The 20,056-nt window shown below is 72.3% G+C and carries 17 protein-coding genes; 7 read left to right on the top strand and 10 right to left on the bottom strand.

Features of this window, described 5'->3' with window-relative positions; genetic code table 11:
* Window positions 1-120: 120 nt before the first annotated feature.
* Window positions 121-1,215 (top strand): PP2C family protein-serine/threonine phosphatase, encoded by a 1,095-nt coding sequence (locus ABZ928_RS47170; RefSeq protein WP_361534210.1) that lies wholly within the window; start codon window positions 121-123, stop codon window positions 1,213-1,215.
* Here ABZ928_RS47170 and ABZ928_RS47165 read toward each other — a convergent pair.
* Window positions 1,202-3,451, bottom strand: a complete 2,250-nt coding sequence (locus tag ABZ928_RS47165) for an MMPL family transporter (RefSeq protein ID WP_361534207.1) — start codon at window positions 3,449-3,451, stop codon at window positions 1,202-1,204. The genes ABZ928_RS47170 and ABZ928_RS47165 overlap by 14 nt on opposite strands.
* A gap of 151 nt (window positions 3,452-3,602) precedes the next feature.
* On the opposite strand from ABZ928_RS47165, the gene ABZ928_RS47160 reads away from it, so the two are divergent.
* Window positions 3,603-3,809 carry a hypothetical protein gene (locus ABZ928_RS47160; protein WP_361534204.1) on the top strand — a complete coding sequence of 69 codons (207 nt, stop codon included), beginning with the start codon at window positions 3,603-3,605 and terminating at the stop codon, window positions 3,807-3,809.
* A gap of 37 nt (window positions 3,810-3,846) precedes the next feature.
* Here the strand turns inward: ABZ928_RS47160 and ABZ928_RS47155 are convergent, their stop codons facing one another.
* On the bottom strand, window positions 3,847-4,977 hold the full coding sequence (locus ABZ928_RS47155; protein WP_361534201.1) for a sulfite oxidase: 1,131 nt from the start codon (window positions 4,975-4,977) through the stop codon (window positions 3,847-3,849).
* A 91-nt stretch (window positions 4,978-5,068) separates the two neighbouring features.
* Here ABZ928_RS47155 and sthA point away from each other — a divergent pair, with 91 nt between their 5' ends.
* From sthA to ABZ928_RS47140, 3 genes are all read left to right on the top strand, one after another.
* Window positions 5,069-6,472 (top strand): Si-specific NAD(P)(+) transhydrogenase, encoded by a 1,404-nt coding sequence (gene sthA / locus ABZ928_RS47150; protein WP_361534198.1) that lies wholly within the window; start codon window positions 5,069-5,071, stop codon window positions 6,470-6,472.
* A gap of 282 nt (window positions 6,473-6,754) precedes the next feature.
* A complete protein-coding gene (locus tag ABZ928_RS47145; RefSeq protein WP_361534195.1) occupies window positions 6,755-8,227 on the top strand; it encodes an APC family permease in 1,473 nt (490 codons plus the stop codon).
* A gap of 11 nt (window positions 8,228-8,238) precedes the next feature.
* The gene (locus ABZ928_RS47140) at window positions 8,239-9,198 is read left to right on the top strand and encodes a hypothetical protein (protein WP_361534192.1); all 960 of its coding nucleotides are present in this window, start codon (window positions 8,239-8,241) and stop codon (window positions 9,196-9,198) included.
* A gap of 6 nt (window positions 9,199-9,204) precedes the next feature.
* Here ABZ928_RS47140 and ABZ928_RS47135 read toward each other — a convergent pair whose 3' ends face one another.
* The 5 genes from ABZ928_RS47135 to ABZ928_RS47115 all read right to left on the bottom strand — a co-directional run bounded on the left by ABZ928_RS47135 (window position 9,205) and on the right by ABZ928_RS47115 (window position 14,432).
* Window positions 9,205-10,263 (bottom strand): HoxN/HupN/NixA family nickel/cobalt transporter, encoded by a 1,059-nt coding sequence (locus ABZ928_RS47135; RefSeq protein WP_361534420.1) that lies wholly within the window; start codon window positions 10,261-10,263, stop codon window positions 9,205-9,207.
* 188 nt (window positions 10,264-10,451) lie between these two features.
* Window positions 10,452-11,306 carry a proteasome subunit beta gene (prcB, locus tag ABZ928_RS47130; RefSeq protein WP_361534189.1) on the bottom strand — a complete coding sequence of 285 codons (855 nt, stop codon included), beginning with the start codon at window positions 11,304-11,306 and terminating at the stop codon, window positions 10,452-10,454.
* A gap of 109 nt (window positions 11,307-11,415) precedes the next feature.
* Window positions 11,416-12,354 (bottom strand): lysylphosphatidylglycerol synthase domain-containing protein, encoded by a 939-nt coding sequence (locus ABZ928_RS47125; RefSeq protein ID WP_361534186.1) that lies wholly within the window; start codon window positions 12,352-12,354, stop codon window positions 11,416-11,418.
* Window positions 12,351-13,871 (bottom strand): hypothetical protein, encoded by a 1,521-nt coding sequence (locus tag ABZ928_RS47120; protein WP_361534183.1) that lies wholly within the window; start codon window positions 13,869-13,871, stop codon window positions 12,351-12,353. The genes ABZ928_RS47125 and ABZ928_RS47120 overlap by 4 nt, the downstream gene beginning before the upstream one ends.
* A gap of 165 nt (window positions 13,872-14,036) precedes the next feature.
* On the bottom strand, window positions 14,037-14,432 hold the full coding sequence (locus tag ABZ928_RS47115; protein WP_361534180.1) for an SgcJ/EcaC family oxidoreductase: 396 nt from the start codon (window positions 14,430-14,432) through the stop codon (window positions 14,037-14,039).
* A gap of 83 nt (window positions 14,433-14,515) precedes the next feature.
* Here ABZ928_RS47115 and ABZ928_RS47110 point away from each other — a divergent pair, with 83 nt between their 5' ends.
* Window positions 14,516-15,178, top strand: a complete 663-nt coding sequence (locus ABZ928_RS47110; RefSeq protein WP_361534177.1) for a nucleoside/nucleotide kinase family protein — start codon at window positions 14,516-14,518, stop codon at window positions 15,176-15,178.
* Here the strand turns inward: ABZ928_RS47110 and ABZ928_RS47105 are convergent.
* A complete protein-coding gene (locus ABZ928_RS47105; RefSeq protein ID WP_361534174.1) occupies window positions 15,163-15,531 on the bottom strand; it encodes a helix-turn-helix domain-containing protein in 369 nt (122 codons plus the stop codon). The genes ABZ928_RS47110 and ABZ928_RS47105 overlap by 16 nt on opposite strands.
* A 103-nt stretch (window positions 15,532-15,634) precedes the next feature.
* Between ABZ928_RS47105 and ABZ928_RS47100 the strand changes: the two genes are divergently transcribed.
* Window positions 15,635-16,480 (top strand): NAD(P)H-binding protein, encoded by an 846-nt coding sequence (locus ABZ928_RS47100; protein WP_361534171.1) that lies wholly within the window; start codon window positions 15,635-15,637, stop codon window positions 16,478-16,480.
* 22 nt (window positions 16,481-16,502) lie between these two features.
* On the opposite strand, the gene ABZ928_RS47095 is transcribed toward ABZ928_RS47100, so the two are convergent.
* Together ABZ928_RS47095 and ABZ928_RS47090 are read right to left on the bottom strand one after the other, a co-directional pair.
* Window positions 16,503-18,332, bottom strand: coding sequence for a hypothetical protein (locus ABZ928_RS47095; protein ID WP_361534168.1), 1,830 nt, complete (start codon window positions 18,330-18,332; stop codon window positions 16,503-16,505).
* Between the two features lie 13 nt (window positions 18,333-18,345).
* Window positions 18,346-20,055: a hypothetical protein gene (locus ABZ928_RS47090; RefSeq protein ID WP_361534165.1), complete on the bottom strand. Its 1,710-nt coding sequence runs from the start codon at window positions 20,053-20,055 to the stop codon at window positions 18,346-18,348.
* Window position 20,056: the final 1 nt, after the last annotated feature.

Genomic DNA, 20,056 nt, shown 5'->3' with positions numbered 1-20,056 from the left:
CCGTCTCGTCTCGGGGCGTGACACGCACACGCTAGGAGATCATCGGGGCGCGCGTCCACCGGATTTACGCGGCGGCTCACTCGGCGTGCGCGGCGGGCCCGGCCGTAGGAGCGTGGAGGCGTGGGAAAGGCGCACGTCATCCGGGATCTCCGGGACTGGGACCGGCGGGGCTGGCTGCACGGCGCCCCGCCGCCCGGCTGGGTGCGGATCCTGCCGCCCGCCCTGCTCGCGGGGGTGTGCGCGGCGACCCTGACCAGTACCGCCCCGCTCGACATCGGCTTCCTGCTGGGCGCCATCCCGCCGCTGGCCGTGCTGTCGTACGGGCCCCTCGCGACCGCGCTGCTCGGCGCGCTGGTGGTGACCGTGCTGGTCGTCCCGGCGTTCCAGCTCAACGACCCCGGCACCACCGATCTGCTCACCGTGAGCTTCGTGGCGGCGCTGAGTGTGCTCGTGTCATTCGTCCGCAGCCGGCGTGACGCCCAGCTGGTCACCGAGCGCGCCGTCGCGGAGGCCGCCCAGCGGGCCGTCGTTCCGCCGCTGCCGGAACGGGTGGGGCCGGTGGAGTGCACGGGCCTGTACCGGGCGGCGCAGCGCGGGACCCTGGTGGGCGGGGACTTCTTCGACGTACGGCAGGGCCCTTACGGGGTGCGTGCGGTGATGGGCGATGTGCAGGGGCACGGGCTGTCGGCCGTGGCCACGGTCGCCTCGCTGCTGGGCGCCTTCCGGGAGGCGGTGCTCGACCAGCCGGACCCGGAGTCGGTCGCGGCGCGGCTCGACCGGCGGCTGGTGGTGGACTCGGCGGACGTGCCGCACGCGGAGCTGTTCGCGACGGCGGTGCTGCTGGAGTTCGCGCCCGACGCGCGCTCCGTGCGGGTCGTGGTGTGCGGGCATCCGGCGCCCGTGCTGCTGCGGGACGGGCGGGCCGTCGAGCTGGAGGTGACGGCGGGTGTGCCGCTGGGGCTCGGGCTGGCCGGGGCGGGGGTGCCGCGGGGGCTCACGGTGCCGTTGCGGGCGGGCGACCGGCTCTTCCTCGCCTCCGACGGGGTCTCGGAGGCCCGGAGCGCGGCCGGGGACTTCTACCCGCTGCTGGAGCGGCTCCCCGGGTTCGCCGACGACGAACCGGCGGTCATGGTGCGGCGGGTGTGGCGCGACGTCACCGGACACTGCGGGACCGTGCTGGACGACGTGACGATGCTCGTCCTCAGCCCTGCATGACCTTCGGTCTGGCGGCCGCCGCCTCGTGCTCCCCCTCGGCGTCGATGTGCGGCAGGACCCGGTCCAGCCAGCGGGGTGTCCACCAGGCGTGCCGGCCCAGGAGGGTCATGACCGCCGGGACCATGAGCAGCCGTACGACGGTCGCGTCGATCAGGACGCTCACGGCGAGGCCCAGTCCGAGCATCTTGACCACGATGTTGTCGCTGACGATGAACGCGGCAAAGACGCTCACCATGATCAGTGCCGCGCAGGTGATGACACGGGCGGTGATCTCCAGCGCGTGGGCGACCGACGCCTCGGCGTTCCCGGTGCGCACCCAGGCCTCGTGCACCCGGGAGAGCAGGAAGATCTCGTAGTCCATGCTCAGCCCGAAGATGATCGCGAACATCATCATCGGCACATAGCTCTCGATGGGCACCTTGCCGGAGACCCCGAGCGCGGGTCCGCCCCAGCCCCACTGGAAGACGGCGACGACGACACCGTACGAGGCGGCGATGGACAGGACGTTGAGGACGGCCGCCTTCACGGCGACGAGCAGGCCGCGGAAGACGGCGAGGATGATCAGGAAGGCCAGCGCGACCACCACGCCGATGATCAGCGGCAGCCGGCTGGAGACGATGTCGCGGAAGTCGACCTGGGCCGCGGTCGTGCCGGTGACATAGCCCTGGGCGTCGGTGCCGGTGACCGCGGCGGGCAGGGTGTCGTCGACCAGGCGGTTGGTCAGGTCGGTGGTGTCGGCGCTCTGCGGTGAGGTTTTCGAGTAGACGGTGCCGATGAGGACGTCGCCGTCCTTGGTGGGTGTCAGCGGGGTGACGGCGGCCGCGCCGGACACGCCGTCGAGGGTCTTCTGGGCCTGGCTCGCGAGGGCGGAGCGCCCGGAGTCGGGGACGCCGCTCTGGTCGATGACGACGGTGAGCGGACCGTTGGATCCGGGGCCGAAGGCGTCGGTCATCAGGTCGTAGGCGCGCCGGTCGGTGAAGGACCTGGGGTCGGCGCCGTCGCCGATGTGGCCGAGCTGGATGGAGAACACCGGGATGGCGAGGACGACCACGGCGGTGACGCCCGCGGCCAGATAGCGCCAGGGGTGGTGTTCGACGCGCTGCGCGTAGCGGTGCCAGGTGCCGTGCGGGGTCGCGCCCGGCTCGGCGTCGGTCTCGGCGACGGGGCGGCGGACCCGGTAGCGGTCGATCCGGGTACCGATCAGGCCGAGCAGGGCCGGGACCAGGGTGAGGGCGCCGAGGACGGCGGAGACGACCGTGACGGCCGCGGCGAGCCCGAGTTTGCCGATGAAGGTCACGCCGGACGCGGACAGTCCGGCGAGCGCCACGATGACCGTGCAGCCGGAGACCAGCACGGCGCGGCCACTGGTGGCGGTGGCCCGGCCCGCGGCGGTGACGGGGTCGGCGCCGTCCATGAGGTTCTGGCGGTGGCGGGTGATCAGGAACAGCGCGTAGTCGATGCCGACTCCGAGCCCGATCATCGTGGCCAGGGTCGGCGAGACGGTGGCGAAGGTGAACGCGGAGGCGAGCAGTCCCAGACAGGCGAGGCCGCCGATCACACTGATCAAAGCGGTCACCAGGGGCAGTCCGGCGGCGATCACACTGCCGAAGCCGACGAGCAGCACGACGATCGCCACGGCGAAACCGATCAATTCGCTCACCCGGTCGTCGGCGGCGGGCCGCGCCAGTTCGCCGAGCGGCCCGCCGTACTCGACGTCGGCGCCGGCCGCCCTGAGCGGCTGGACGGCCTTGTCGACGCCGGGCAGGTAGTCGTCGCCGAGGGTGGAGGGCTGGACGTCGAAGCGGACGGTGACGTAGGCGGTCTTCGCGTCGGAGGACAGCGGGCCCACCGGCGAGGCGGTGGCGGTGAGCGGGTTCTGGACGGCCAGGACGTGCGGCAGCTTCTGCAGGTCGGCGACGGCCGTGGACATCTGGGAGTCCAGTGCGGTGAGGGCCTTGTCGCCGTCGTGGACGACGATCTGGCTGCTGTAGCCGCCCGCCGCCGGGTCGTGCTTCTTCAGGACGTCCAGGCCCTGCTGGGACTGCACGTCCGGGAGGGAGAAGTTGTCCTGGTACTCACCGCCGACGGACCGGTTGAGGGCCTGCACGGCGACCAGGGCCACGAGCCAGGCGACGATGACGATCACGAAGTGCCGGGCGCACCACTGCCCCAGCCGTCGCAGTGCCCCGATGGCGGCGGTCCCCTCGTCCCCTGCGGTGTCTCGGGTGGGTGACATGGCCTGGACTTTCGTTCGCTGCCCCCGGCTACTCCCATTAGACGCCCGGCCGATCACGTCGGCATCCCGGCCGTGGCCGCTCCGGATGCACGCCGCGCTCTCCAGGTGAATGGTGATATCGGACCCGCTGACGACCCGAGGAGCAGAGATCATGCCGACGTCACAGCCCGACGCGTCCGGGCCGTCCGAGGACCGCGCCACCCCGGACGCCCTGCTCCACACCCGTACCGGCACCGAGGTGTCGCCCGAGGACGTGGTGCTTGCCGCAGGCAGGGACCTGACCCCGCGCAACCTGGAATGGGCCAGGCGCAAGATCGAGGCCGAGGGGCCCGCGGCCCTGGAGAAGCTGCTGCCCTGAACCGGCGCCGTCGCGGGCCCGGTCCGCACCGGGCCCGTCAGTCCGGCGCGTCCTCGTCCAGGCAGAGCACGGGCACCCGCTGGACCAGGTTGTTGGCGAACCCGCCCCGGTTCCACGGCTGTTCGAGCGGCTGCGTGTGCCCGTCCTCGTCCGTGGCCCGCGCGCTCAGCACATGCTCACCGGGCGTCGCCGTCCACATGGCACGCCATCGGCGCCACGCCCAGCGGTGCCCGCCGTCCGGCTCCAGCTCCGCCCGGTCCCAGGTGTGTCCGCCGTCGGCGCTCACCTCGACCCGCGCCACGGGCGCCGCCCCCGACCACGCGCGCCCCTCCAGCGCCACCGGGCCAGGCCGGACCACGCGGGCCCGGGACATGAAGTCCGGGAATCCCGGCGGCACCAGCAGGGCGCGGGGCACGATGCGGGTGACGGGTTCGCCGGGGTCCTCGGGGTGCTGCCGGACGCGGTAGGCGACGGCCTGCTGGAATCCGGTGAACTGCGTGTCGGTGACGGTCACTTCACGCAGCCACTTCACCTGCGCCATGCCGTACCAGCCGGGCACGACCAGCCGCAGCGGGTGGCCGTGCTGGGGCGGCAGCGGGGCGCCGTTCATGGCGTACGCCACCAGCACCTCGGGTGCGCCGCCCGTGGCCGTGGCGAGCGGCAGGGCGCGCTGGTAGTCCTGCTCGACCCCGCGCTCCACCCCGTGGTCGGCACCGGTGAAGACCACGTCGACGGCGCCGGACTCGACGCCGGCCCGCTCCAGGAGCAGCCGCAGCGGGACGCCCGTCCACTCGGCGGTGCCGACCGCCTCGACGAGCCAGGGCTGGCTCACCGGGCGGGGCGTCAGCAGGGCCCGTCCGTTGCCCGCGCACTCCAGTGTCACCCGGGTGGTGACCTGCGGGAACGCCCGCAGTTCGGCCAGGTCCAGCCGCAGCGGGCGGCGGACCAGGCCGCCGACGGTGAGCCGCCATGCCGTCTCGTCGGGGACGTACGGGATGTCGTAGTGCGTCAGGACGTAGTGCAGGCCCGGCGGGGTGAGGTCGTGGCGCAGGGCCTCCAGGGGCAGTCCGTGGTTGCGGGTGGCGAGGGCGAGTTCGTCCGGGCCGATGCCCTCGTCGGGGCCGGCCAGCCGGGCGGGTGCGCTCGCGTCATCGAGTCGATGGCCCATGCCACCAGTGTCGCCCCGCGGGCCAACCCTTGCACGGTGTCCGCCGGTTCACCCTTTCGGAGCGGGCCCTCGGGCTGCCAGACTGCGGAGGGTGCCCGACTTCGACATGCTCGTCATCGGATCCGGTCCGGGTGGCCAGAAGGCCGCCATCGCCGCGGCCAAGCTGGGCCGCCGGGTGGCCGTCGTCGACCGCCCCGACATGGTCGGCGGGGTCTCCATCCACACCGGCACCATTCCCTCCAAGACCCTGCGCGAGGCGGTGCTGTACCTCACCGGTCTCACCCAGCGCGATCTGTACGGCCAGAGCTACCGGCTGAAGGAGGACATCACCGTCGCCGATCTGACCGCCCGCACCCAGCACGTGGTCAGCCGCGAGGTCGATGTCATCCGCAGCCAGCTCTCCCGCAACCAGGTCTCCCTCTTCGCCGGAACCGGACGCTTCGTCGACGCGCACACCGTCGCCCTGCGCGAGGTGACCGGGCATGAACGGATGCTCAGCGCCGAACACATCGTGATCGCCACCGGTACCCGGCCGGCCCGTCCCGACAGTGTCGAGTTCGACGGCCGGACCATCATGGACTCGGACAACGTCCTTGCCCTGGAACGGGTTCCGCGCTCCATGGTCATCGTGGGCGCCGGGGTCATCGGCATGGAGTACGCGTCGATGTTCGCCGCGCTCGGCAGCAAGGTCACCGTGGTGGAGAAGCGCGCGGGGATGCTCGACATGTGCGATGTCGAGGTGATCGAGTCGCTCAAGTACCACCTGCGGGACCTCGCCGTGACCTTCCGCTTCGGAGAGACGGTGGCCGCGGTCGAGCGGCATCCCCGGGGCACGCTCACGATCCTGGAGAGCGGCAAGAAGATCCCCGCCGACGCCGTCATGTACTCGGCGGGCCGGCAGGGCCTCACCGACGAACTCGACCTGGACAAGGCGGGCCTGTCGGCGGACCGGCGGGGCCGGATCACGGTCGACGCGTTCTACCGCACCGAGGTGCCGCACATCTACGCCGTCGGGGACGTCATCGGGTTCCCGGCGCTGGCCGCGACCTCGATGGAGCAGGGGCGTTCGGCGGCGTACCACGCCTTCGGCGAACCGGTCGGGCAGATGCACCAGTTGCAGCCGATCGGCATCTACACCATCCCGGAGATCAGCTTCGTGGGGCGGACGGAGGACCAACTCACCGAGGAGAGTGTGCCGTTCGAGGTCGGTATATCCCGTTATCGGGAGCTGGCGCGCGGCCAGATCATCGGCGACTCGCACGGCATGCTGAAGCTGCTGGTGTCCCCCGAGGACCGCACGCTGCTCGGGGTGCACTGCTTCGGGACGGGGGCCACCGAGCTCATCCACATCGGGCAGTCGGTGATGGGCTGCGGCGGCACGGTCGACTATCTCGTCGACGCGGTGTTCAACTACCCGACGCTCGCCGAGTCCTACAAGGTCGCCGCTCTCGACGCCACCAACAAACTCCGTCAGATCGACCGGATCGGGGACTGACCTGCGGGCTCGACAAAGCCCCTGACCTGCGGGGCAGTTGGATCCGGGAGATTGCCTTCCGGTCAATCTTGAAAGGGCGCCCGGTAGGGCTATCATCACTCGCACACACGGTGTGTGACCGTCTGCCGACGCGATGCTGAACGGTGTCCGCCGCCCCCCATGTGCCGCCCCTGGCCGAGGCCATCCTCCCTCCGGTCCGAGGCGGGTCCAACCCCCCACCCCCCATTACGTCGTCGGGGCCTGGTCGTCCCCGCGTCGTGCACGACGGAAAGCAGTTTGCGCATGAGCAACAACAGGGGCAGAGGGCTGCAGGCCAACGCCCTCGGCACATTCGACACGGTGGTGATGGCCGTCGCGGGCAGCGCCCCGGCCTACTCGATCGCCGCGACCACCGCGGTGCTCGTCGGCGCGGTGGGCCTGGCCAGCCCGGCGGCGCTCCTGTACTGCGCGATCCCGATGCTGGGCATCGCGCTGGCGTTCAGCTATCTCGGCCGTATCGACGTGAACGCGGGCGCCAGTTACTCCTGGGTGGGGCGCACGCTGCACCCCTTCCTCGGCTTTCTGAGCGGCTGGGCGCTGGTGGTCTCGGCGACCATCTTCATGGTGGCCGGCTCGCTGCCCGCCGGTTCGATGACGCTGGCGCTGTTCGACGAGAACCTCGCCGACGACACCGCGCTGTCCACCCTGGTCGGCGCGGCCTGGTTCGTGATCATGCTCCTCGTGGTGCTCGGCGGCGCCCGGCTCACCGTCCGCGCCCAGCTCCTGATGTCCGGTGTCGAGCTGGTGATACTGGCCCTGTTCGCCGTGCTCGCCTTCTTCCACACGGACAACGCCCGGGTCTTCGACTGGTCCTGGTTCGGCTTCGACCAGTTCGACGGCGTGTCCGGGTTCGCGTCCGGTGCGCTGATCGCCGCGTTCTACTACTGGGGCTGGGACGTCACCAGCAACCTCAGCGAGGAGACCCGCAACAGCCGTCGTACGACGGGACTCGCGGGACTGATCGGGGTCGGGATCGTCTTCCTGCTGTTCGAGGTGTTCACCGTCGCGGTGAACGTCGTGCTGACCTCGACGCAGATCCAGGACAACGACGCCAATGTGCTGGCGGTGCTGGGCGAGGAGGTCTGGCCGGGCTGGGGCGGCAAGCTGCTCGTCGTCGCGGTGATGCTGTCCACCATCGCCACCCTGGAGACCACGCTGATCCAGGTGACGCGCTCGCTGTTCGCGATGGGCCGCGACCGTACGATGCCGTCCGCGCTGGGCAAGGTGCACCGCGAGTGGAACACGCCGTGGGTCGCCATCGCCGTGGTCGGCGCGGTGGCGCTGGTGATGTTCATCGCCTCCAACGCGCTGGGCTCGGTGGGCGACATCCTGTCCGACGCGATCTCGGCGATCGGTCTCCAGATCGCCGTCTACTACGGTCTCGCGGGCCTCGCGGTGGTGGTCGCCTACCGGAAGATGCTGCTGAGGTCGGCGTCGAACTTCTTCTTCGGCGGGCTGTGGCCGCTGCTGGGCGCGCTGTTCATGTTCTGGGTCTTCGTCGAGTCGCTGGGCGAGCTGAGCGGCGCCGCGGTCGGCATCGGCGTGGGCGGGCTCGCCGTCGGGCTGGTCCCGATGCTCTGGTACTGGCGGCAGGGCAGCGACTACTACCGGCCCGCCAAGCTGGACGCCGCGCGCACCGTCGAGGCGGAGTACGTCCCCGACCGGGCCGTGCCCGCGCAGTCCCGTGCCCATGAGGGTCTCCCCACCGATTTCTGAGGGAGACGACGATGGCGCGAGACCGCTTCGCTCCCGACTTCGACCCCGATCTCGGGGACGTGCCCCTCACCACGGCCCGCCAGGACATCGTGATCGGCCGCTGGCAGGGCCTGCGGGAGCTGCTGCGGGCCACCGGCCCCGACTGGCCGGTTCGCGGCCACCGGGTCCGGGTCCTGGCCCAGGCCTGCGCGGGCAGTTCGACGGCGGAGTCCTGGCTGGCCGCCGAGCCGCACAGCGCCGACGCGCTGGTGCTGCGGGCGGCTACGGAGACGGCCCGGGCGTTCAACGTGGCGATCGCCGCGGGCCGGGGTGTACCGATCGAGCAGCACCGCGTCGACACCGCGGTGACGTCCTGCCTCCAGGCCGCTTCCGCGTACCCGGACGATCCGACGCCGTGGATCTCCCTGATCTCCGTGGCCCGGCTGTACCCCTCGGGCGTACGCCGGCAGGAACTGGCGCGCTGGTGGGACGAGTTGCACCAGCGCGACCCGTACAGCGTGGAGGGCCATCTCCAGGTGCTGCACTACTACTCGTCCCGCTGGCACGGCACGCACGGTCTGATGTACGACTTCGCGCGCGACGCGGCCGGCGTGGCACCGCCGGGCTGCGCGCTCCCGGTGCTCGTCCAGTACGCCCGCGTCGAGGAGTTCCGCTTCGCCCTGGACGCCGCCAAAGGACGGCAGTCCTCGGTGGCCCTGGCGCAGCACTGGAGCAACGACGGCGCCGTCAGCGACGTACGCCGCACCTGGCACCGCTGGATCGCGGGCCGCCCGGAGACCGAGGTCACCCCCGCCGAGCTCCGCGACCTCAACTACCTGACCCACGCGGCCTGTCTCGCGGGCCTGCCGGACATCGCGGGGGCGCTGTTCCGGATGCTCGGACGGCGGGCGACCCGGACTCCCTGGTCGTACACGGGCGAGCCGGACAAGCAGATCGTCAAGTGGCGGAAGGAAGTGGGGCTGCGCGCCTGATCCGCGTCAGTGGTCGGCCAGGTCGGCCGTCCACTTCTCCTCGATGCGGCCGTACTTCCACACCAGCAGGGCGACGATCCAGGTCAGGACGAACAGGGCGACGACCACGAAGCCGAGGGCGTTGAGGTCGAGGCCGGAGATCCAGTCCCAGAAGGGGCCGTGCAGGTCGGCCTTCTCGGCGACGAGGCCGAGGAGTTCGACCGTGCCGATGACGAGGGCGACGGCGACGGACAGGCCGGTGACGGTGAGGTTGTAGTAGACCTTGCGGACCGGTTTGGAGAAGGCCCAGCCGTAGGCGAAGTTCATGAAGGTGCCGTCGATGGTGTCCAGCAGGGACATGCCGGCGGCGAAGAGGACGGGCAGGCACAGGATCGCGTACCAGGGCAGCCCGGACGCGGCGCCCGAGCCCGCGAGGACGAGCAGCGCGACCTCGGTGGCGGTGTCGAAGCCGAGGCCGAAGAGGAGGCCGAGGGGGTACATCTGCCAGGACTCGGTGATCGACTTCATGATGCGGCCGAGGAGCCGGTTCATGAAGCCGCGGTTGTTCAGCTGCTCCTCCAGGGCCGCCTCGTCGAAGCTCCCCGAGCGCATCCTGCGGAACACCTTCCAGATCCCGGCCAGGATGACGAGGTTGATGCCGGCGATGACGTAGAGGAAGACGCCGGAGACCGTCGTGCCGATCAGGCCGGTGACGTCATGGAGTCCCGAGTCGTCGTCGCGGACGGGGCCGGCGAGGGCCTTGACGCCGAGGGAGAGCAGGAAGGTCAGGGCGAAGACGACACTGGAGTGGCCCAGGGAGAACCAGAACCCCACCGACAGGGGCCGTTTCCCCTCCCCCATGAGCTTGCGGGTGGTGTTGTCGATCGCGGCGATGTGGTCGGCGTCGAAGGCGTGCCGCATGCCGAGGGTGTAGGCGGTCACGCCGATCCCGATGCCGAAGGACTTCTCGCCGACGCTGTAGTGCCCGGGGGCGACGAGGGCGACCAGCGTGAACCAGCCGATCACATGGAGCGCCACGATGAACGCGGCCATCCCCCCGACCCTGATCCACTCCTCCCGTGTCATCGAGCCGCGGACACGGGACCAGAGCGGAGCGGAGTCAGGGGCGGCCGTCATACGGGGAGGATCTTTCGTTCGGTCGTACGGCCGCGCACCGCAGCCTCGTGCCATCCTCCAGTACCTGCAACTCATGTGCAGTAAAGGCCGTGGCAGATCTTCCCCACGGGAGGGGAAAGTCCACGGTCAGGACGGTGTCAGGGGGTCGCCGTCGGGCCGTCCGGGCTGCTGCGGCGGTGCTCGACCATCTCGCGGGTCAGTTCCTCCGTCTCCGGTTCGGGCAGCCGCTCGAAGCCGTCCTCGGTGATGACCGAGACGATCGGGAAGATCCGGCGGTTGATGTCGGGGCCGCCGGTCGCGGAGTCGTCGTCCGCCGCGTCGTAGAGGGCCTGGAGGGCGGAGAGCGCGGCCTCCCGGCGGGACATGCCCCGGTGGAACAGCTTCTTCAGCGCGCCGCGGGCGTAGGGCGAGCCGGAGCCCTCGGCGTGGAAGTCGGTCTTCTCGTACAGGCCGCCGGCGACGTCGAAGCTGAAGATGCGGCCCTTCTCGCCGTCCGGTGCGGTGTGGTCGTAGCCGGTGAGGAGGGGGACGACGGCGAGGCCCTGCATGGCCTGGCCGAGGTTCTGCCGGATCATGCCCGCCAGGCGCCGGGCCTTGGCGTTGAGGGTCATCGGGATGCCCTCGATCTTCTCGAAGTGCTTGAGCTCGACCTGGTACAGCTTCACCATGTCCAGTGCGAGGCCGACGGTGCCGGCGAAGGCGACCGCGGTGTAGTCGTCCGCCGGGTGCACCTTCTCCAGGTCGCGCTGGGCGATGAGGTTGCCCATCGTGGCCCGGCGGTCGCCGGCGATCAGCACACCGTCGCGGTAGGCGAGGGCCAGCACGGTGGTGCCGTGCGGGAAGGCGTCGGGCGCGGCACGCACTCCGTCCGGGAAGGGCCTGCGGGTGGGCAGCAGCGCCGGTCGGTGCGCGGCCAGGAACTCGGTGAAGGACGAGGTACCGGGAGTGAAGAACTCCTCCCCCAACCGCCCGCCCCGCTCACTGTCCGTCATGGCGTTCCCCCTCGTCTGCCCGGGCCGACATCCGAGTCCTACCTGTAGCCGCCGTGCGGGAAACACGCGGTCGTCGTCACAACTGCCCTCGGGAAGCGTCCCGTTGCTCTCACAACGCCTTGCGCCGCACCAGCACCCCGAGCACCACGAGGCCCGGCACCAGCGGCAGCCACACCGTCAGGAGCCGGTAGCCGAGCACGGCGGAGGCGGCCGCGGTGGCCGGGGCGCCCGAGGCGGTGAGGGCGAGGGCCAGGGCCGCGTCGAGGGAGCCGAGGCCGCCGGGGGTGGGCAGCAGGGCGGCGGCGCTGCTGGCGGCGAGATAGAGCAGCGCCACCCGGGCCGGGGGCAGCGACAGGGCCACGGCCTGGGTGACGGCGATCAGGACGAGGGCGTGCAGGGCGGCGAAGGCGAGCGAGCCGCCCCAGAGGGCCGCGGCCCGGGACGGGTTGGCGTGCACGGCCCTGATGTCGGCGATCACGGCGGCCAGCGCGCGCCGGCACCGCGACCAGGCCAGCACACCGGCCACGCCGACGGCCGCGGCAAGCAGCGCGAGGAGCACGCCCGCCGAGAGCCGCGGCATCCGCAGGACGCCGGGGCAGGCCACCGTGAGCGCGACGATCAGGACGGCCCGGACGGCCACCCCCGCGGTGCCCTTCACGGCGAGGGCGCTCGCCGCGCGGCCGGCCGGCAGCCCGCAGCGCATGAGGAAGCGGAGGTTGACCACGCCCGCGCCGAGCCCGGCCGGCAGCAGGTGGTTGGCGGCACAGGCGGCGAACTGCGCGGCCACGAGCCGCCCTTGGGGCAGCCGCCGCACCACCGCGCCCTGCTGGGCCAGTGCCGCGCAGACCCAGGTCGCGGCGGCGGCCGTGGCCCCCACCAGCAGCCAGCCCTGGTCGGCGACGGCGAGCCGCACGGCCCCTTGTTCGAGCACCGGCCAGTGCCGCCGGGCGAGACAGGCCGCGCCGATCAGGACGGCGAGCGAGAGCGCGCCGTGCCAGTAGACGCGTCTTCGGCCAGGGGCGGCGACGACGACCGGTTCGGACGTCATGGGCCGCCGCCGTCCCCGGCCGGTGCGTCCGGCCCGTACGTCGTCCGGGCGCCGCCGCCGTCCCCTGCGGGGCCGACCCGTACGTCCGCCCCGTCCGCCAGCCGGTACGGGGTCCAGTCGCGGGCGTACCCGGCGGGAGGGCTGCCCGGGTAGACGAGGTGGGCGACCGGGACGCGGCGGGCGGCGTCCTGGATCTCGGCCGCCGTGGAGTTGGTGTTGGGGCCCTTGACGGCCGCGGAGGAGCAGCCGGTGTAGTAGGCGATGGGCAGCGCCTCGTACCCGGTGAGCACGCAGGGCGGGCTGACGCCCAGGCGGTGGAGTTCGTCGGCGGTCCGCTCCCAGGCCTGGCGGTCGGTGGTGCCGCGGGTGACGACGCGGTCGACGACGGCGTACTGCACCGCCAGGTGCGCGGCGAGGCCGAGCGCGACGAGGGTCGTGGCCATCGGCCGCCATCCGCCGCCGGGCGCGGTCACGAGACGGAGGAGGCCGTCGGCGATCGGGATCGCGGCCAGGGCGTAGGCGGGCAGGAGGAAGCGGGGGGCCGCGTACCCGATCAGGAACAGGTACGGGAACGCCGCCGTGGTGGCGCAGAGCAGCGGGATCAGGCTGTGCGCGGTGCGCCGGGCGCGGACGGCGACGACCAGGCCGAGGACGGCGAGCACCGGGAGGACCAGCCACCACACGGTCAGCGCGGGATGGGGCATCGAGCCGGTGCACGGGCGGCACAGGGTGCGGCCGACCTGGCTCTTCATCTGGTCGTCGACGGCGAAGTTCCAGCCGAGCCCGCCCTGGATGCGGGAGCCCTCGTGCAGCCGCTGCGCCAGGCCGCCGTAGCTGACGTACGCCTCGATCACCCACTGGGCGGCGCCGAGGGCGAGCCCCGCGACGAGACCGCCGAGCAGCCGCCACCGTCGGCCCACGACCGTGAGGACGAGGAGGGGCACCGTCACCCAGACGGCGTCGGTGGGCCGCATCAGGGCCATCAGGGCGGCGCCCGCCAGCACGCCCCACACCCGGCCCTTCAGGAAGCAGCCCACGGCCACCAGGGCGCCGATCGCCACCCAGTAGTTGGGCATGGCCTGCGGACCGTAGTAGAGCGTCACCCACAGGGAGGCGAAGAGTGCCCCGGCGCCCGCGAGGACGCGGGCGGGGAAGACTCCGCGCCAGACGCGCAGTGCGAGGTAGAGGGCGAGTCCGGACAGGACCGCGAGATAGATCCGCAGCAGGGGTGTGGACGTCGACCAGGAGGCGATCGGCGCCACCAGCAGGGACACGCCACGCGCGCGTGGGGCGCTGAAGTAGGAGGCGGGGGCCTGGGCGCCGACCTGGCTGACGTACACGGTCTCATCCCAGCCGAGGCCCATTCCGGGCCGTACGAGTGCCAGCTGGGCGAGGACGAACGCGGCGGCCACGCCGGCGAGCAGGGCGTCCCCGCGCGTCCGCCGGAGCCTGCCGGGCACGGGCACCGTCTCGTGCCTTCGCGCGCCTGTCAGCACGGCGTTCACGCCCTGCGTCATCGTCCACCCCTCACCCCTACACGCCGTAGGGCTCCTGAGACCCCACGGCTTTGAGCTGGGGAAATACAGAAAACACGGACAAACTAACCCGCGTCCCGTCTGTACGCAGCGCGAAGTTCGGCCAGGTGCCTCATATTTCGTCCGATAATCGGCGCAACCTGTGCGTCAGTCGTGCGGGAACGAGTGGTGCTCGTGGGCGACGAGCCAGCGGCCGTCCTGTTTGCGCAGACCGAACGTCAGCCGCAGGCGCAGGGTGGGGTGTTCGGCGAGTTCCTCGGGGGTCGCGCAGCGCAGGAGGGCGTGGGCGTAGGCGACCTCGGAGCCGGCGGTGACGTCGAGGGTCTCGATGTCGAAGCAGGCGCCCTGGGCCTGCCAGGCGAAGAACGGGGGCCAGGCGGCGCCGTAGGCGGCCAGTCCGTGGATGCCGTGGTGGGGCGGCGGCACGTCGTACATGACGATGTCCTCGGCGTGCCCCGCGAGCACGCCGTCGAGGTCGCCCCGGTGCACGGCGTCGGCCCAGTCGGTGATGAGGGTGCGGATCTGTGTGACGTCGTCGGGCACGGTGGCGGCTCCCTCCTGGGTCCCCTCGCCATCCTCCCCGCCGCCCCGGGTCCTCGCCCGGCGGCGGGTGACACACTCTCCGTGTGCCCCTGACTTTCGACGACCTGCTCCTCCGCGCCCGTTCCCTCGTCCGGGCCGACCGGCGCGCGATCCTCGGTATCGCGGGCAGCCCCGGCGCGGGGAAGACGACGCTCGCCGAGACCCTGGTGCGGGAGCTCAACGCGGGCGGTGAGCCGTGGGTGGCGCACGTCCCCATGGACGGCTTCCATCTGGCCGACGTCGAGCTGGACCGGCTCGGCCTCCGCGACCGCAAGGGCGCGCCCGGCACCTTCGACGCGGCGGGATACGCGGCGCTGCTGGGGCGGCTGCGCGGGCGGGAGGACGACGGCATCGTGTACGCGCCCGGCTTCGAGCGGGTGCTGGAGCAGCCCATCGCCGGGGCCGTGCCGGTGGCGCCGACGGCCCGCCTTGTGGTGACCGAGGGGAACTATCTGCTGCTGGACACGGGCGCGTGGACACGGGTGCGGCGGCAGCTGGACGAGGTGTGGTTCTGCGAGCTGGACGAGCGGGAGCGGATCCGCCGGCTGGTCGCCCGCCACGAGGAGTTCGGCAAGGGGCACAAGGAGGCCGTGGCCTGGGTGCTGGGCACGGACCAGCGCAACGCCGACCTGGTCGCCGCGACCCGGGACCGGGCGGACCTGATCGTGCCGGCCACGGCGCCGGCGGGCCGTCAGGCGGTGTCGTAGGCCTGCCGGGCCTGTTCGACCGCGTCGAGGTGGTCGGCGGACCAGTCGGCGAGGTGCGCGAAGAGCGGGCCGAGGGTGCGGCCCAGCTCGCTGATCTCGTACTCGACCCGGGGTGGCACCTCGGGGTGGTACGTCCGCACCACCAGCCCGTCACGCTCCAGCTGGCGCAGCCGCTGGGTCAGCACCTTGGGCGTGATCTTCGTGATCCGCCGCTCCAGCTCGACGAACCGCTGCCGGCCGTGCGCGTGCAGGCTCCACAGGATCGGGGTGGTCCAGCGGCTGAACACGATGTCCACCACCGGCGCTATGGGGCAGGCGAGTTCGGGGTCCTGAGCGGTGTCCGTGACCTGCATCCGCGTCCCTCCGGGGTAGTCACTTTCCTCTAGGTACCTACTATATCCACGGTGTTAGCGTCCCTTCGTCGGCAACAACGCCGGTTTCACAAGGGAGTTGCTCATGATCGTGGTGACGGGGGCGACGGGGAACGTCGGCCGGGAGCTCGTCCGGACGCTGGCCGCTTCGGGTGCCGAGGTGACGGCGACGTCGCGGCGGATCGCCGAGGGGGACGTGCCGGACGGCGTGCTGTCGCGGCGGGCGGAGCTGACGGATCCCGACAGCCTCAAGCCCGTGGTCGACGGCGCGGAGGCACTGTTCCTGCACGACGGCGGCCCTGTCGCGCATCTGCTCGACGTCCCGCGGCTGCTGGAGGTGGCCGAGGCCGGCGGGGTGCGCCGGGTGGTGCTGCTGTCCTCGCTGGGCGTGGTGACCAGGCCGGAGTCGGCCTCGCACGGCGGTACGGCGCGCGCCATCCAGGAGGCCGTACAACGCTCAGGGCTGGCGTGGACCCTGCTGCGACCGGGCGCCTTCCACTCCAACGCGTTCCAGTGGGCGGATTCCGTGCGGGAACAGCGCACGGTGGCCGCGCCCTTCGGGGACGTCGGTCTGCCCACGGTCGACCCGGCCGACATCGCGGCGGTGGCCGCGGTGGCCCTGCGCGAGGACGGACACGCCGGGGAAGCCTACGAGTTGACCGGCCCGGCCGTGGTGACGCCCCGTCAGCAGGCCCTGGACCTCGGGGAGGCGGTCGGTGAGCCGGTCCGGTTCGTCGAGCTGGGCCGGGACGAGGCCCGGGCGCGGCTGCTGCACTTCATGCCCGAGCCGGTGGTCGACACCACCCTCGCCGTCCTCGGCACGCCCACCCCGGCCGAGCAGCGGATCAGCCCCGACATCGAGCGGGTCACCGGGCGGGCGCCGGGGACGTTCGCGGAGTGGGCGCGACGAAACGCCGAGGCGTTCCGGTAGGCCGCTCCCCGTACGCCGGCGCTCACGCGCGCAGGGTCAACTCCGGCTCTCCCTGGGCGTCTCCGGCGGGATCACCGATGACGGCCGTGAAGGCCTCGGTGCGGACGGTCAGTCCGTCGGCACCGTACTCGAAGGCGGGCGTGAACTCCCCGCCGGGCCCGTAGCGCACCGCGAAGACGTGCAGGCCCTCGGGCGCGTCCGGCACCGGTTCCGCCTCCAGGGCCGTCGAGGAGACCAGGTGACGCCAGCCCTCGTCGGGGTTTCCGTAGCCCCGGGGGTCCTCGGCGAGGGCGAAGGCGGCCAGCTCCTGGGTGGTCTCCGAGCGGGCGTCGAAGTGCTCGGCCCCCGCCGACTCCGGGTGGGTCAGCCGGAGTTCACCGGCGGAGGCGACCCGCGCCTCGGCGGTCCGGCGGACCCGGTCGCCGTCGTCCTCGGCGTACGGCAGCCCGGCGAGCAGATACGGCGTGCCGGGGAGGCGCTCCACGGCGACCGTCATCCACAGGCTCGCACCGTCGGTGACGTACAGGGACCGCACGTGCCGCAGGACGTGGTCGCGGCCGACGACCGGCTTGGTGACCAGCTTGGCCACGAGGCCGCCGGTCCGTACGTCACGGACGCGGACCCGGCCCATCGGCCGGCAGAAGACGAATCCGTCGACGACCGGACCGAACCCGTGCTGCCGGTCGACCGCAGCGGGCAGGTAGTACGTGCCGTCCGCCTCGACCACCGCCGGGGTCATGTGACTGTCGAAGGCCACCGACACGGCGCCCGACCGGAGTTGATGCCGGGCGGGCTCGGTCGACGGCGTGCGGTGCCAGGGCGTGGTGTCCTGGATCTGCCAGACCAGCATCCACGCGAAGTGGCCGTCGACCCCGCCGTCCTCCTTCACCGCGTGCCGGGCCCAGCGGCTGTCGCCCCGGTAGCGGCCCAGGTCGGAGCCGATGCGGGAGCCGAAGTAGCGCAGGCCCAGGACCGACTCGAAGGCGGAGTGCTGCTCGCTGTAGCGGGGGCCGCCGTTGTCGAAGCCGCCGTTCGTCAGGCGGGCGTCGATGTAGCGGGCGAGGGCCTCGCCGTCCTCGGCGAAGATCTCCTCGCCGCTGATCCGGTGGGCCTGGGCGAGGAAGGAGAGGGAGATCGGGCCGTAGTTGTTGTCGTAGGCGCCGCCGTGCTCGGGGGGCAGCAGGAAGCCGCGGTCACGGACCCGGTGGGCGCGGATCTCGTCGGCGTACAGCTCCAGCGCCCGCTGCCGTACCGACTCCCGCTCCGGCCCCGGCAGATGGGCGGCAAGCATCAGGCCGCCGACCACACAGCCGATCGCCTGATTGCCCGCCTCCTGCGGGTTGAAGAAGGTCGCCTCGGTCAGCCAGCGCCAGTATCCGCGTGCCACGTCCAGGAGTTGAGCCCGCGACCCGTCCTCGACGAGGCCGTCCGCCAGGTCCAGCACGTTGACCGCCTGGAGCAGCGCCCACACCGTGCTCGGCCAGTCGCCGATGGGGTGGGCGCCCGCCGCGAGGGTGTAACGGGCGTACGGGAGGCCGGAGTCGCGCACCTTGAGGTTGGGGTAGCCGGGGTTGTCCTCGGTGTAGACCCGCTCCCTCAGATGGAAGGCGAGGCTGCGGTTCACGGCCTCCGGCAGTCTCGGGTCCTTGCCGCGCTGCCAGTTGAGGGCGAGCAGGGAGGTGATGCCGAGCGAGGTGTCGCCGATGTCGTCGAGGCAGTCGGGGTGTTCGAGGTTGCCCTCGGGGGTGAGGCGCGCGAGGGCCTGCTCGGTGACGTCGGCGAGGACGGCGTCGTACGCCTCCGGGGTGTCCGGCAGGTCGTGCAGCGGTCCGAGCTGGCGTGGGAGGTGCAAGGAGATCAGCCCTTCATGCCTGAGAGGTGGCGCGCAGTGTGAGGGTCAGTGTGTGCGGTCCGTGTCCGCCGAGGTAGACGCGGTTCCCGGTCGTCGCGTCGGTGCCGCCGGCCACGGTGTAGTCCTGCCCCGGGTCGTAGCGCAGTACGTCGGTGCGGTCCGGTCCGGCGAGGGGTTCGCCCGTTTCCACGGTCGCCTCGACGCGGATCTCGTCGTCGCCGACGCGGTAGGTCATCGGCTCGGTCGTCAGGCACCAGCGTCCGTCGCCGAGCGGTACCACGCCCTGCGGCTCGCCGCCCGGCCGGAAGGTGAGTTCGAGGGCCCAGGGCACCGAGGGGCCGCTGATGTCGATCCGCAGGTCGGCGCCGTCGTCCCGCAGGTCCACCTCGACGCGGGTCGTGTGGGAGACCTCGTCCTGGGGGCGGTCGGGGAAGGACATCGCGGCGGAGAAGCGGCCCTCGTCCACCAGACGGTAGGCGCCGTCGTCGCGCCTTCGGTCCTTCGGGAGCGGCTGGTAGTAGGCGGCTGTGAGGGTCTGGCTGAGCCGGTACCGGTGGTCGGCGATCCGTTCCATGTCGGCGGCGCGGAACGGGCCCAGGTCGAAGAACGTCCGCGAGAGGCGGACCGCGTCGAGGACTGCGGCACCGGCGAACAGGCGCAGGAAGGTGGGGTTGCAGGCGAGGCCCGAGCGGATGCGCCGGTGCTCGGGCACGTCGGAGCCGCCGTACACCACGGTGTGCGCGGTGGCCGAGACGTGGGCGGCGAGGCGTGCGGTGCTCAGGTACCGGTCGCGCGGGAGCCGCTCCGCGTCCGGGGCCGGCAGGGTGCGGCACAGGTCCGGGGTGAGGAGCGTCTGGGCGAGCAGGTCGGGGTCGTGGATGCCGTCGGCTGCGGCCAGGCGGGCCGCGCGGGCGAAGTCGCCCCGGCCGGTGCGGATCGCGAGCAGCCGGTAGTGCGGCAGGTAGGGCCACACCGCGAACGACTGCCTCTGGTCCTGGCGGCGCGAGTGGACGGTCTCCACCGTGCCGTCCGGCCTGATGAGGTCCAGGGTCGCGGCGAGGTTGCGTTCGACGGCGGCCGGCAGGTCGCTGCGCCCGAGCACCTCGGCCAGCACCAGCAGCGCCGGGTTGGTCACGATGGACGCGTAGACGGCGCTGCGTTCCGAGTACAGGCCCTCCGCGTCGATGTCGACGCCCTCGGCGAGCCACTCCTCGACGCGGTCGAGCAGCCGGTCGTCGGGGAACGAGCGGTGGAGCCGGGCGAGTGCCGCGCTCAGCTCCCAGCGGTGGTTCGGGGTGTGCACCCCACCGGTCAGGAGGCTGGGGGTGGCGGCGCGGGCGATCTCGGCGAGCGCGGCCGTCACCTCGCCCAGTTCCGGTCCCGCGTCGGCGGCGAGGACGTACGCGTCGCACACGTCGTTGACGGTGAACGCGGAGTCGGGCGGTGACTGGACGTTGTCGCCGCCCGCGAAGAGACCGGAGGGCGTCTGCACTGCCCGTAGGGCGCGCAGGTGGGTCAGTGCGGCGGCGACCGCGTCTCCGCTGCCGTGCAGGGCCGAGTCCGGGGAACGGTAGGCCGCTGTCAGGGTCTTCACCCGCCGCGCCAGACCACGGTGCGGCACGCCGGCGGGTGCCACGTCCGGGTCGGCCGCCAGGGGGGCGGCCGTCCGGTCGGCGGCGTGCGCCGCCGACCGGACGAACTCGTGGTCGAGCGGGTGGGGCAAG

Source organism: Streptomyces sp. NPDC046909, assembly GCF_040644695.1.
Lineage (GTDB): Bacteria > Actinomycetota > Actinomycetes > Streptomycetales > Streptomycetaceae > Streptomyces.
The sequence above is the reverse complement of the archived record's forward strand: the minus strand, read 5'-3'. Positions and strand labels throughout refer to the sequence as shown.